Raw genomic sequence first — 13703 nt, 5'->3', positions numbered from 1 at the left:
GGCTTACTTTCAATGACTCCAAAACCGGTTTTATCCATCTGAGGTCATTCCACTGGCTTACTTTCAATGACTCCAAAACCGGTTTTATCCATCTGGAGTCATTACATTGACTTATGTTCATTGACTCCAAATCCGGCTTTATCTATCTGAAGTCATTTCACTGACTTAAGTTCATTGACTTCATTTCCGATTTAATTCATCTGAAGTCAACCCACCGACTTTTTATTTTTGACTTCAAGTCAAGTAATATCCATCCTGAGTCATGCCGGGAGATGGTTTTTATCGTATTCGAGGCCGAACCTATCCATTTGTTGTCAAATTCTAAACCTTATATTGTCAAATTCTAAACCTTATATTGTCAAATTCTAAACCTTATATTGTCAAATCCTAAACCTTATATTGTAGAATCAGAATCCGGATTAAATCTTTACAGAATAATTATTCCAAAACTAATAAAAAACTTATAAATCAAATGTTTTATCACGAAATACTATATATAGTAATTTAGAAACGCATTATTGTGTTCAGATATCTTAACTAAATTAATAATATATGAGCATGTAAGAGCAAGCGTAAGAACAAGTGTAAGCGTAAGCGCAAGTAAAAGCGCAAGTAAAAGCGCAGATGCAAGTGAGAGCACAAATGTAAGTGAAAGCGCAGATTCAAGTGAAATTGCAGATGCAACTAAAAGCGCAGATGCAAGTAAAAGCGCAAAAAGCAGAGGAGACCCACCACTTTGGACATAAATAAGACTATCACCAACCAGAACCGGAATTCTCCGGAAAACTCAACAAAATACAGAGAATTCATAAATAATAACAGGGTTAAGCTAAATAAATACCTGAATAATATTCTGTGGTTCTGTATCCTTACGGGTCCTGCAATTGCAGGCGGAGTCTATACCGGGGTATTTCGAAAAGTTCAGATGATAACATGTCTTCATATCTCACTGACCATGCTGATCATCGCACTTGTTCATTATTATCTGAGACGCTGGAAACCGGCATCAGCCTGGGTAAGTATGTTCGCTCTATTGGCCCTGGAAATCCTCCTTTTATACATGTGTTACGCCCATGTAGGAATTCATCTTACATGGTTCTCAGTGCCTGTACTGTCACTGCTTTTCTGCGACAAGTGGTTTTATCTCACCACAGTCATTACAAATTATATGATGATGGTGCTTGGAACCTTTATCACTGCGCCGTATTATGGAGCATTAAGAACAGACTTTAGTTCGGTCACTTCATATTTCATAAATATGATTGTCGGACTGACCATTGAGACTGTTGTAATGCTTGTAGTAGGCTATGGTCTTCTGAGAACCATGAACAGTTATCTCGAGGATATGTTCAACCAGAATCAGACCATTGAGGCCGACAAGGTGAAGTTGAAAGATCAGCTTCATATTTTATATTCCATGGCGGAGATATATGACAATGTTAACCTCCTTAATTTCACGAAGATGACGGAAATGTCACTGAGAGAGGAAGTTCCTGTGGAGCATACATTGGACTTAAACTCTTATAACCACTCCATTATGAATCGCAAGTTAAAAATGGAAGTTATTCACAAATATGTTAGTGATTTCCAGAAATTCACCAATATAAAAACTGTTCAGAAAAGACTTATCGGGAAAAAATATATTACCTATGAATTTGAGAGTATCTTCTCAGGATGGTATAGGGCACTGTATATCCCGGTTGAAGTAGACGAAAAAGGTGTGCCTCAGGTAATTATTTACACACTGCAGAATATTGATGAAGATAAAAAACGTGAAGAGCATCTCGTCCGTATATCCATGACGGATGAACTCACCAGACTTTACAACAGAAGATGCTTTGAAGAGGATCTTATAAGTATAAGAAACAACGGAATGGAAGATGATTTTGTCATCTATTCAGTTGATGTAAATGGTTTAAAATCCGTGAACGATAAGATAGGCCATGCCGCGGGAGATGAGCTTATAAAGGGCGCGGCAGACTGCATGTCCCTGGTTGTGGCAGGAAACGGTCGTGTTTACAGAACAGGCGGAGATGAATATTTCATCATTGCACATTCATCAGAACCCGAAAAACTAAAAGAAGATATATTATCGGAAGCTGAAAAGTGGCATGGCAAGCTTGTTAATCAAATGTCTTTGTCCATAGGATATGCCACACACAAAGATCATCCGGAATCTGATATAGATGAACTTGAACGAATGGCAGATAAGAAAATGTATGAAGACAAAGACCGGTACTATCAGGAAAGCGGACTTAGAAGACGATAATCCGTAGTCTCACACCGCAAGGGGTTTGCCTCCTATCCACCGGGGACGGTTTTCAACGGCGAGAACCGTCCCCGGTGGTTTTAAGTAGGTCTGCACCTTTACGTTTGATTTCTTACCAACTCCCATGTCAGTAACAATACAAATTTATTTAAAGTAATTTTCAACGTCGATTTCCTCGCATATTTGAATCATACAGGAAGCTTTCAAAATATTTAAAGAGTAAATCTGACAAATATTATTAATACTCAGATGTTTTCCATCCGATAAAACAAATAGAGATAGCACGGGGAACAGCTATCTCTATATTTTCCGTTATGCCAAGCGATATAGACAGGGGTGATTTGGGGATGAAACTGAAGACAAAGATCAAAACCGGAATTTTGATCACACTATATACATATGTCATAATTACGACGGCAGGTGTCTTGACTTCATATGCCGAAGGATGGAAAAACACCTCCGGGGTATGGCAATGGATAAAAGATGACGGCACTGTTGCCACAGATACATGGAAGTCCGCCAATGGTTACTGGTTCTATCTGGACTCCAACGGAAACATTAGCAAAAACCAGCTGATTGCCGAAGAAAATGCCGATGGCATTGATTATTTCTACGTAGATTCAAATGGTGCACTCCTCAGAGATTCATGGAAAGCAATCCCCATAGATCAGTCCGAAAAAAAGAACTACAAGGCTCAGTACTTTATGTACTATTTCGGAAATGACGGAAAAGCTTATAAATCAGGTAAAACCTTTACGGAAGAAGACATTAAAACCATAGAAGGAAAAAAGTATGCTTTCGACAAAAATGGTCGTATGCTCTATGGCTGGATCGATTCCACCGATGTAAAGCAGCAGGACTATGATTCCATTGCCTGGGTATTTTCAGACTACTATTTTGGTGAATGGAATGATTGTTACCTTAGGGAAGGGTGGATACAGCTTCCTGTTTATGAAAGAAAGGCGGGAACCACCAGAGAATACTGGTTCTATTTCGATTCCAACGGAAAGAAAATAAAAAGCAAGACAAAAATTATTGACGACTATTATTACGCATTTGATGATGACGGTCATATGTCCAGAAGCTGGAAACCAAAAACAGATTAGAAGCAAAATGCTTTTTCTATAAATTTTCTAAAAAACCTCTTATTAAGATAATGCTTTAACCGATAAATATTATTAGAAAGCTATTTCTGTATTGAAGAGCAACCGGGAGTTTACATGCTGTGTTTGGGATAAAGCAGGGAGGCAATATTCATATATTGTAAGCATAAAACATAGATTGCTTTTTAAGACAAATAAAGGAAATGATCATTTAAAATCGAGGGAATACGAATGAGCGAATTAACAAATGAGCAAAAGGATATTTTGGGAGAGATCGCAAATATCAGTATGGGAAATGCAGCTACAAATCTTAGCATGATGGTAAATAACCCGGTAAATATCACAACTCCCGGCGTAAGTATCATCAGTAGAAGCAATGCATTGGATGATTATCAAAATACCTGTATCTTTGTACAGATTCATTATGTTAAAGGTCTTGATGGGAATAATGTTTTCATCCTGCAGGAGCCGGATGTTATCGCCATCACAGATCTCATGATGGGTGGACCCGGAAACAGCGAAGGAGAAGTGAATGATATGCACATGAGTGCCATTTCCGAAGCAATGAATCAGATGATGGGAGCTTCGGCAAGCTCTCTTGCTACATTGCTGGATCGTATGGTTGATATCAGTCCGCCTGATGTATGTAAAATCGATGTAGATAGTGTCAAAGTCTTTGAAAAGATCTTTGATTCCAATACGGAACAGTTTGTTAAGGTGGCATTCAAGATGGATATCGGTGATCTGATACATTCTACCATGGTGCAGCTTTATCCTATACCATTTGCTGTTGAAATGTGTGATAAATTCTCCATTAAGAAGAAAGCAGGACAGTACGGCTAAGCAGAAGATAACCGTGCCTGCTGGCAGAAACCATCCTCGATTGCTTTCTCGAAATCCGTCAAAAAACCTTCATAGCACGAATTATTAAAATTAATTTATAAAGTTTATAGATTTTTAATATTTTTTTTGAAAAAACTACTTATATTCTGTTTGCTATTTAGAAAATCTATACTATAATAAATTCATAAAATACTATGTACGTGTATTGTAACTACATATTAACGGCGAAGGAGAGTCGTTAGCATTTACAAGGAGGTTCAAAATGAGTTATCAGGCAATCGAGGGTGTAGCCAGATACGATAACCAGGAACGGATCAGTACGGAAAATCGCTGGCAGCAGTATTTAGATTTGCGGAGCCGCAACAACCAGAAGCTGGATCAAACAAATCAGTCTGAAAGCAGAAAGTTTCAGAATGAAACTTCAGAACAGGCAAAGGAAGAGAACAGGATTCTCTTTGAACGTCCTAATCAGCAAAACCTTGATCAGTTAAAGCGCAAGGCTGACTCCGGACAAAAGCTTACTTCTGATGAGAAGGCTTATCTCCAGCAGTATGATCCCGATTCCTATCGTAAGGTTACTCAAAGGGAGCAGGAAGTAAAAGAGTACAAGCGTATTTTAAAACAGGCAAAGTCTAAAGAAGAGATACGTAATGCAAAGATTCATTATTCCGATGTTGCATATCGTAATGTGGATGTTTATGCAGATAGCACGTATACTTTGGACAGCGATTATTTAGTGGACGAAGAAAGATCTACTTATGACCGTGTTGTTTGATTTTCAAGCAACAAAAATCTTTGAGTGAGGAAATATGTGTATGGTCAGAGTATTGAATTTCGTTTATAGAATAGAATAAGATCCTGAGATGGTTAACTGTCTCGGGATCTTTTTTATTATCCGCCACATGTGCTTTTGTATAAGCACAATACCGCGTGACAATTTTATCGCAAAAATAAATCCACACGGGGTGGGTAAAAAATAAGTCCCACGCAATGCGTAGGACTTATAACTCTTCTATATGAGTTTCAGATTAAGCAATCTTTGTAAAGTGCATAATGGTTCCATCAGTATTTGTGATGGTCATTTCACCATTGTTGAAATCGAATGTACGATCATTGATAACACTTAAGTAATGATTTGTTGAGATGAATGATACCTGTGATGTTGTAGCGCCCTGTCCGTTTACACGCTCGATAACTGTAAGAGACTTATCAGTGTTAATGGAAACTTCACGTGTATCAATAAAAGTTGCAGGAGTAACACTAGAGCCATATTCTGTGTATGTCCACTGATATGTTCCGATAAGAGCGATAGATGAGTTTACATCTGTAGTATTTGCATTTGGTATCCACTTTCCATCAGCGCCTACGAAATAACCATCCGGTGTCCATGTGTTTGTGAGCATAACGCCCTGAGGTCCGAGATAGTAGTTGCCTACCCACTGATTTACAGCCCAAGTACCATCGCTCTTGAGATAGTACCATGAATTACCATTAGCAATCCATCCTGCCATAGCTGTCATTGCTGATCCTGTGATCATAAGAGCAGCGATTGTTGCTGTTAAAAGCTTCTTCAACTTCATATATAACCCTCCTGGTTTAAGAACATTAATTGCGCATGCACCGCTTTTAAGTGATACGCTGTGTATGCGGGAGTAATATATTGTCCCCTCACACTATTAAACAACTGAAGTATAACATCAGAGTGATTAAATTCAATACTGGAGCACAAAATTTTAATATTTCGACAAGAAAGTTAATAATTTCACAGACAGACTCTATTCAATTCTCACATTAAATTACATTGTACTGCTACTCTTTTGGATTTTTTTACGAGCTCACCAAACAAAGTTTTAGCGGAAATTTAATCTTTTTTTTAAGATTTTTGGCGAAAATTGCTATATTTAGCTTATATTTGATTTATCTTAAGTCGACGTATCAATAAGGGATTTTTTTTAATAAATTTTATCGGAATTTAATAATGGTGCATCAAGAGTCACCGAAGGGAATCATACTCTTGTTTTATATGCAGGGGATCATATGAACCATACAAGTATAGGATTAACTTTTTATATTCTGACTATAGTATTTATTCTTGGAACTGTTCTCGGTAGTTTTATCGATTGTATGGCATGGCGAATTGTAAAGCAGGAGAGTGTTCTCAAAGGACGCTCTCATTGTGATGTTTGCGGAACACCGCTTACTGCACTGGATATTATCCCCATAGTGTCTTATCTCAAATCGAAAGGAAGATGCAGTCACTGCGGAGCTAAGATAAGTCCGGAGTCAACCTGGGTTGAATTTATATTAGGCGTTACGTTTGTAATTCTTGTATTGAAATTTGATCTTTCCTTCAAGGCACTGCGATACATGGGACTTGCAGTTATTCTCATGGGACTTAGTCTGGTGGATCTCAAGACCTTTATTATTCCGGACAGGTTTCATGTCATGGGCATCATCTGGTGGCTAATGACTCTGCCCATGATAGCACTCACTAAAGGTCAGGGCGTCACTTTCTGTTTTGCAAATGATGTTATAAAAGCCGAAAACATAGCGGAAATGGCAGAAATCGAATCCCTGAGCACTATGGAGCTAATGCTTCAGGACTTAAAGTCCGGGCTTATAAGCGGTTTTGGAATAGCGCTGTTTATGCTTGTTTTATCAATCGTCTTCGACAAAATATCCGGAAAGGAAAGTCTGGGAGGCGGAGACATTAAACTGTTATTTATGACGGGACTTTATATGAGACCCGGGGTGGCACTTTTTAATCTCATCCTAAGCTGCATCGTTGGACTCATATTTGTTTTTATATTAAAAAAAGACAAAATACCTTTTGGACCTTCCATTTCACTTGCTGTAATGATTTCTATTTTTATAGGAAGTGAATTTGTGGACTGGTATATCGGTCTTTTGTTTTAGGTGATCTTTTAGGGATTACGGAACCTTTCAATAAGGATTCTATTTAAATGTTTAGTACACATTAGTTAGGGGTTAATGATGAGAATCAATAAGGTTGTCGGCATCAGCATAGGTAATTACCGTATATCGGTTTCTTATGTAGTTAAAGGACAATTAAAGAGCTACTTTTATGAGAACGTACCGGACAATGCGGTAAAAGACGGCATGATCCAGTATTGGGATGCCATGTCAGAATTTCTCCGTGACACTCTGAAACAGCACGGCATAAAATGTAAAAATGTAATCTTCAGTGTGCCTCTGAACGGTGTTTATATCCGTAATATCGAGCTGCCTCTTATGAATCTTCAGCAACTTGAGCTGAATCTTCCGTTTGAGTTCCATGACTACATTTCTGAAAGTTCAGACAAATATTTCTATGACTATGCGGTTATAGAAAAGACAGATAAGAGTATGAGACTTCAGGCCGTAGCCTGCAGTAAGGAGCTCATTGAACGCTACCGTAAGATGGCAAAGGCTGCAAAGCTGGTTCCTATCGGACTGGTTCCGGAGGTTATCGGAATCCAGAGAATTCTGGGTGCATACAAACAGCAATTCTCGATCGAGGAGCAGAAGGATTTTGCGATCCTCGACATGGGAGATCAGAGCTTCAAGATTCATTTCTATAATAAAGGAATCTACAACGCCACCAGAACATTTGAACCCGGTGGTTATGCATTGGCAGAAAAAATAAGTGAGATAAACGGTACAGATATACATATCTCGCATCTGGCTTTGGAAGAAAATCTCAATAATATACAGTCTCATCCAAGTCTGGTTCAGATGTATGAAAACAGAGCGGTTGAGATCATGAGAGCTCTTAACTTCTATAGCTACAGCAATAACAATAACAATATCGATACACTGTACTATTGCGGCGGAGTCAGCAACATCAGGAAATATATAAAGGTTCTTTCTGAAACCGTTAATCTTCCTGTGAGACCTTTAGGCGATCTGGTAGCTGTAATGGACGATGAAGTAAGAGACAGCTTCATCTCCTGTCCCCAAAGCCATGGAATCACCGTGGATCCCGATTATGAGCCTAAGCCTCTGACAGCTGAGGAAGCCGACAGATTCAGGCATCATATCGAACAGTATGAGAAGCAGAAGATGGATTCCTTTAAGGATGAAGAGTACAGAGGTACCGTTGAGAAACCTGTCTCCGAATCCAAGCTGGATGCCAATGATACAGACCTTAACTCTCTGGCTTCACAGGTAAGTAAAGCAGTTGAAGCTGAAAGCCAGGCGGCACCGATGCCTTCATCGATTCCTACAATTGATCGTAAACCGGAGCCGGTTGTTCAGCCGGCAGTACAGCCAGTGGTTGAAGCTGTTCAGCAACCGATACATCAACCGGTTCCTACAAACGTTGTACCAGTGATACAAACTGATCCAGAGCCTGTTGTTCAACCGATAGTACAGCCAGTCGTTGAAACCGTACAACAACCGGTAGTCACAGATGCAGTGCCTGAAATCAAGCCCACACCGGAGCCTGTAGTACAGCCGGTGGTTGATACTATACAGCAACCGGTATTTTCAAATACTGTACCGGTGATAAATCCTACACCGGAGCCGGTAATACAGCCGGTCGTAAATGCTGTACAGCAACAGGTAGTCACAGATGCTGTTCCTGTTATCAAGCCTACACCGGAACCTGTTGTTCAGCAGGTTACTTCTGAAGTTGTTCCTCTGATTATACCAACATCAGAGCCTGAGACTTCCGAAACTGTGCCGGTATCAAAATTCACACCGGAACCGGAAACACAGCCGATTATCAAACCTATACGTGAACCAGTTATTACAGAATGGGCGGTTTCAGCTCCACTAAGTTCACAGGATCTGAAACAGTTTACAAATAATTCAGAGCTTAAACCGATTGGTTTGGAAGAACATGTTTCAACCATGGAAGCAAAGGCTGAACCGGTTCAGAATGTAGCCCCGGTCATCAAAGACGTGGCTGAACCTGTTCAGGAGAAACTTCCTGTGATCAAATCAGTGGAAGAGCCTGTAGTCCGGAATGCACCACCGGTAATTGAGTCGGTGTCAGCACCGGTTCAGGAAATTTCGCCTGTCGTTGAATCAGTGACACCACCGGTTCAGGAAAAACCTACTGTGGTCGAATCATTGATTGCTTCAGTCCAGGATGTACATTCTATAGCTAATCCAACGACTACATCTGTTCAGAATAAACCACCAGTCATTGAATCAGTGGTGGCAGCTGTACAGGAAGCATCTGTCAAGGAAACATCACCTGTCATCGAGTCAGTGACACCACCGGTTCAGGAAGCTTCTCCGGTAGTAAATGCTGTAGAGGAGAAGCAGGAACCTCCGATGTTTTCGAGAGATATCTCTGAAGATGAGCTGGAGCAACAGGCCTTCGATCTGATAAGAAGTCTTGCTAAAAAGTCTTCTGATGGTCAGGAAGCAGAATCTTCAACAAACAATGATACAAAGACAGAAGAGTCTTCAGAAAATGATTTTGCTGCAAGACTTATCAGACTAAACGACTATATGGATGATCCTGTCAAAGAATCCGATGATCAATGGGTAAAACATTTGGACGAAGACGAATATGATACGGATACTGACAGAGCCATAGAAGAACTTACTGAACGATTTTTAAAAGGACAAACTTCATGAATTTAAAGGGAGGGTACCGATTTGGCACTTAAAGCTAATGCAAAAAAAATACAGATCGGTAGGGCAAGGAAGTTACCTGTCAAGAAAACCATAAATCTCATGTATAAAGAGAAGACGAGAACTGATATCGTTTTCACTTTGTTGATATTTATGTTGTATCTTGTTGCTTTGTATTTCTTCTCGAAATACGGAGTAAGTGCACAGCTAAGTAAGGCTGACGCAGCAGAAAGTCACTTTAATCAAAAGCTTGAAGAGCTTCATGCTCTTCAAGCCGAAAACAATGAATATGCAAATGTCATCACTGAGTATAGTCATTATGGAAACGGTTTTCTTACCGAAAGCGAAGTTGCAGCTCAGGACAGGATAACCATGCTGAATGTCCTCGATCAGCGTATACATACCACAGGCGGTATACAGAATATCAAGATCGTTGATAACATTGCACATATAAACTTAGGTGTGCCTGAAGCAGAAATGATTCCGGAGATCATCAAACAACTTGAAGAGTCGGAGTATGTTGGATATGTAACAGCTCAGACAGCAAGTACAGTTGATAAGAAAAACAACACACAGGTTGAGGTAGATGAGGATGGGAATGTCCTTACTCCGTTATATGTGGATGCTTCCATAACCGTAAACTTCCGTTCACCGGCGGAGGTTGAGGCAGCACTTGCTAACGGTGAGACAGCAGTGGATGCCTACCTTGATGCAAGTCCGACAGGCTTTGCAACAGGTACAAATGTTTATGTACCGGCAATCATAGAGCAACCTTCCGAAGATACTGAAGAAGAAACGGAAGAAAAGAAAGAAGAGAAGAAGGATACCAAAAAGGAAGATAAAAGCTCTAAAGACAATAAGTCAAAGTCTTCTTCGGATTCGAAATCTTCAAGCTCAAAGTCAAGTTCATCAAGCAGTAGTTCAGATGCCAAGGCTAAAGCACAGGCTGCACAGAAGGCAGCTGATGCTCAGGCAGCTTCACAACAGCAGGCAGCCGCTAAGCAGAGAGAACAGCAGGCTGCTCAGGCAGCTGCTCAGGCTCAGGCACAACAACAGGCAGCTTCTTCCGCCAGCAGCCAGACTTCATATATTGATACAGATACAAGTCAGTTTGGTGGTAATGTTACTATTTCAGGAGGATCTCCGACATCAACGTCCGGATCACCGATTTCATCTTCGACATCGGGTCCAACAGTTGGAATCGGAGCATCATCAGATTCAAGTCCTGTTACCAACTCAAGCTTTGGTCCGTCCTCACCTTTGGGAACAGTAGATTCATCTATAAATCCATTACATTGATTTAGGAGCAAAAATGCTGAAACGACCCTTTTCTAAATTTGAAAAAGCATTTCTTCTCATCGTAGTTATTGCCTTGCTCTGCCTTGTTTACTACAGATTTGTAAAAATCCCGGTACAGGAAAGAATAGCAAAAGCTGATACCTTTGAGATAGAACAGCAGATAGAGACGGAGCTAAAAAAGCAAAAAATGATTCAAGACATGAAGAATGAGGTTACTACCAATCAGGATACCCTGACAGGTGTTGTTGCAACCTACGATAACTTCAAGTCTGAAGCTGCACTCCTTAACTCTATATTTGTTCCTCTTGCCGAAAAGTATAACTACAGCTTTCAGACACCTGTAGCAACTGACGACACCGTAAGAAGAACAATTAATATCAACTTCTCAACAGCAAACTACAGAGTATGCAGAGATATACTACAGAGGCTTCATGACAGTAAGTACAGATGCATGATAAGCGATATCACCATCTCAGCTACCGATAAATCTTCAAATACTTATATAACCTTGCTCACAAGCCCCATCAATTGCAATCTAAGTGTCACTTTCTATGAGACACTTATCGGTGCAGTAACCACAGCGGGTCTTGATATGGGAAAGAGCAATACTTCAGGAGGCTATGTCGGTCTTGGTAATGCTGATCTATCAGGTATTCAGAGAAACACACTGGAAACCATGGCAGAGTCAATAGCAGAAGAACATGGTGTTAAGTACTGATCTGGATATATCCCGAAACAGGTTGTTTAAAAACGAATAACGAAAGACATAATTAAAAGAAATAAGTACTTTCATAAAACAAGATAATTAAAGAGGGTCAAATGGGAAAGGTGCTGAGAAAGTTACAATCAAATAATGGCGCTACACTCATGTTGGCCCTCTTGTTTTTTATTGTTTGTGCGGTCACAGGGTCCATGATACTGGTGAGTGCAACAGCGTCAAGTGGAAGACTGGAAGGGATGAGTAAACAAGATCAAAACTATTATGCCGTTAGCTCCGCTGCTAGATTTTTAGAGAAAACGTTATGCAGTGAAGATACATATATTCAAGCTACGGACAAGTTGGAGATAACAGAAGGTACAAAACCTGATCCTGATGATCCTGAAAAAGAAATTGAATATACGGAATATCATTATTATCCACCTGAATTAGATATAATGGAAAGTACTACGAATCCTCCAACTAAAAAGGATGAATTGACTTCAGGGATTTTGTTTGATCTATTAACTGATGATGGTATTGATGAAGAACATGTTGATGATAGAGTCACTAATTATATAAAGAAGAAAGAAGCTAGTGGTGTAAGTGAAGATTATCCTGAGGAGTTTAATGATAAATGGTTTAAAGGCAGAAAAGAATCTGGATATACAGGAGTTTTTCCTGATGATGAATCACCATATATTAAAAAAACTGTTCTGAGTGTCCATTCTAAATCGGGTGAACTTGAAAGTCTTAAGGTAGATGTTTCTATGTATCTAGATAAAGCAGGTATTCTAATGATTAAATGTGAAAATCACATAGATCCAGAGAATGATAATATAGGAAACACTTATTCTATGCTGATCAAATTAGACTGTAATGAAACAATAGAAATGAAGACAACAGGAACTAGAGATGATCGTACAAAGATAAGAGAGTACAGCTTAAAATTCAAGACGTTATCTATAGAAAAATCAAAATAATTGAAATGTAATGAATAAGCTGGTTTTTATTATTCGTAAAAGGATTGATATTTAATGTTAGAAAAATTACTTAAAAACAAAAAAGGCGAGACAATAACAGAAACACTTGTTTCAAGTATTATTGCGGCAATGTCTATGATTATTTTTGCCTCAATGGCTATTGCGGCAAATAACATCATTACAGAAACTAAAGAGGTTATAGAAGATTATTATAATGATTTATCAAACATTAATAAAAAAGATGGATCTTTGAAAAAGGATGATGCGAGTCTGGAATTTGATAATTCATTGTTGAATAATGAAACAAATTATTCAACACCTCTCTATTCTAATATTTCAGATTCAGATAGCACAAAGATGGTTATATATAGTTATTGAGTGAATAATTATGATAAATAATAACGTTAGATTAAAAATTAAAAGTAATAAAGGATTTTCACTCACAGAGACATTAACTACTTTGATCATAATGTCTCTTGTAGGAATTATGATAACGGCAGGATTAGCTACAGCAACTAGAGTATATAAACAAGTAACTGAGTATGCACGTGCACAGGTACTATTTTCTACAGCTTTTACACTTATTAATGATGAATTAATTTATGTAGATCCTGATTCAGTTGTTCCGAAAGATACTGAGTCAAAAACGATATCTTTTAACAATATGAACAAAAGTGAAAAAGTGACATTAAATGCTAAAGATACAGTGGGGATTACAATAAGTCATGGATCAAATGAAGAAATTCCAATTGTGCCGTATGAAGAAAAAGAGAATCTTCATACAGAATGGGAAACAATTAAATTTGATGGTGATGCTTTTATAATTAAAAATTTTTCGGTAGTTAAAGATGACAAAAAATATGTTTCACTAGAAGAAATAATAATAAAACCAATCAAAGAATAATAATACTTTTGAAAGA

The 13703-nt window shown here is 38.7% G+C and carries 12 protein-coding genes; 11 read left to right on the top strand and 1 reads right to left on the bottom strand.

The window, feature by feature from the left end:
• Window positions 1-736: 736 nt before the first annotated feature.
• From T357_RS20475 to T357_RS0114345, 4 genes are all read left to right on the top strand, one after another.
• On the top strand, window positions 737-2269 hold the full coding sequence (locus T357_RS20475; protein WP_031554067.1) for a GGDEF domain-containing protein: 1533 nt from the start codon (window positions 737-739) through the stop codon (window positions 2267-2269).
• Window positions 2270-2616: 347 nt separating this feature from the next.
• Window positions 2617-3375 (top strand): hypothetical protein, encoded by a 759-nt coding sequence (locus tag T357_RS0114355; protein WP_049962457.1) that lies wholly within the window; start codon window positions 2617-2619, stop codon window positions 3373-3375.
• Between the two features lie 228 nt (window positions 3376-3603).
• Window positions 3604-4215 carry a flagellar motor switch phosphatase FliY gene (gene fliY, locus T357_RS0114350; protein WP_031554061.1) on the top strand — a complete coding sequence of 204 codons (612 nt, stop codon included), beginning with the start codon at window positions 3604-3606 and terminating at the stop codon, window positions 4213-4215.
• 262 nt (window positions 4216-4477) lie between these two features.
• Window positions 4478-4990 (top strand): hypothetical protein, encoded by a 513-nt coding sequence (locus tag T357_RS0114345; RefSeq protein ID WP_031554059.1) that lies wholly within the window; start codon window positions 4478-4480, stop codon window positions 4988-4990.
• A 253-nt stretch (window positions 4991-5243) separates the two neighbouring features.
• On the opposite strand, the gene T357_RS20470 is transcribed toward T357_RS0114345, so the two are convergent.
• Window positions 5244-5795, bottom strand: a complete 552-nt coding sequence (locus tag T357_RS20470) for a hypothetical protein (protein ID WP_049962456.1) — start codon at window positions 5793-5795, stop codon at window positions 5244-5246.
• A 457-nt stretch (window positions 5796-6252) separates the two neighbouring features.
• Here T357_RS20470 and T357_RS0114335 point away from each other — a divergent pair, with 457 nt between their 5' ends.
• From T357_RS0114335 to T357_RS0114305, 7 genes are all read left to right on the top strand, one after another.
• Window positions 6253-7131 (top strand): prepilin peptidase, encoded by an 879-nt coding sequence (locus tag T357_RS0114335; RefSeq protein ID WP_031554056.1) that lies wholly within the window; start codon window positions 6253-6255, stop codon window positions 7129-7131.
• Between the two features lie 78 nt (window positions 7132-7209).
• On the top strand, window positions 7210-9807 hold the full coding sequence (pilM, locus tag T357_RS0114330) for a pilus assembly protein PilM (protein WP_031554054.1): 2598 nt from the start codon (window positions 7210-7212) through the stop codon (window positions 9805-9807).
• 21 nt (window positions 9808-9828) lie between these two features.
• The gene (locus T357_RS0114325) at window positions 9829-11103 is read left to right on the top strand and encodes a hypothetical protein (protein ID WP_031554052.1); all 1275 of its coding nucleotides are present in this window, start codon (window positions 9829-9831) and stop codon (window positions 11101-11103) included.
• 13 nt (window positions 11104-11116) lie between these two features.
• The gene (locus tag T357_RS0114320; protein WP_031554048.1) at window positions 11117-11821 is read left to right on the top strand and encodes a hypothetical protein; all 705 of its coding nucleotides are present in this window, start codon (window positions 11117-11119) and stop codon (window positions 11819-11821) included.
• Between the two features lie 101 nt (window positions 11822-11922).
• Entirely contained in the window at window positions 11923-12783 is an 861-nt protein-coding gene (locus T357_RS0114315) for a hypothetical protein (RefSeq protein ID WP_031554045.1), read from the top strand.
• Between the two features lie 54 nt (window positions 12784-12837).
• Entirely contained in the window at window positions 12838-13161 is a 324-nt protein-coding gene (locus T357_RS0114310; RefSeq protein WP_031554042.1) for a hypothetical protein, read from the top strand.
• 10 nt (window positions 13162-13171) lie between these two features.
• Window positions 13172-13687, top strand: coding sequence for a PulJ/GspJ family protein (locus T357_RS0114305; RefSeq protein ID WP_031554039.1), 516 nt, complete (start codon window positions 13172-13174; stop codon window positions 13685-13687).
• The last annotated feature ends 16 nt before the right edge of the window (window positions 13688-13703 follow it).

This window comes from Oribacterium sp. FC2011, assembly GCF_000701645.1.
Lineage (GTDB): Bacteria > Bacillota > Clostridia > Lachnospirales > Lachnospiraceae > Oribacterium.
This window is presented reverse-complemented; position numbering and strand designations above follow the sequence as displayed.

Bases quoted from the DNA above. Each gene is read 5' to 3' on its own strand.
- T357_RS0114355 (WP_049962457.1), top strand. From the start codon at position 2,617: ATGAAACTGAAGACAAAGATCAAAACCGGAATTTTGATCACACTATAT.
- fliY (WP_031554061.1), top strand. From the start codon at position 3,604: ATGAGCGAATTAACAAATGAGCAAAAGGATATTTTGGGAGAGATCGCA.
- T357_RS0114345 (WP_031554059.1), top strand. From the start codon at position 4,478: ATGAGTTATCAGGCAATCGAGGGTGTAGCCAGATACGATAACCAGGAA.
- T357_RS20470 (WP_049962456.1), bottom strand. From the start codon at position 5,795: ATGAAGTTGAAGAAGCTTTTAACAGCAACAATCGCTGCTCTTATGATC.
- T357_RS0114335 (WP_031554056.1), top strand. From the start codon at position 6,253: ATGAACCATACAAGTATAGGATTAACTTTTTATATTCTGACTATAGTA.
- pilM (WP_031554054.1), top strand. From the start codon at position 7,210: ATGAGAATCAATAAGGTTGTCGGCATCAGCATAGGTAATTACCGTATA.
- T357_RS0114320 (WP_031554048.1), top strand. From the start codon at position 11,117: ATGCTGAAACGACCCTTTTCTAAATTTGAAAAAGCATTTCTTCTCATC.
- T357_RS0114315 (WP_031554045.1), top strand. From the start codon at position 11,923: ATGGGAAAGGTGCTGAGAAAGTTACAATCAAATAATGGCGCTACACTC.
- T357_RS0114310 (WP_031554042.1), top strand. From the start codon at position 12,838: ATGTTAGAAAAATTACTTAAAAACAAAAAAGGCGAGACAATAACAGAA.
- T357_RS0114305 (WP_031554039.1), top strand. From the start codon at position 13,172: ATGATAAATAATAACGTTAGATTAAAAATTAAAAGTAATAAAGGATTT.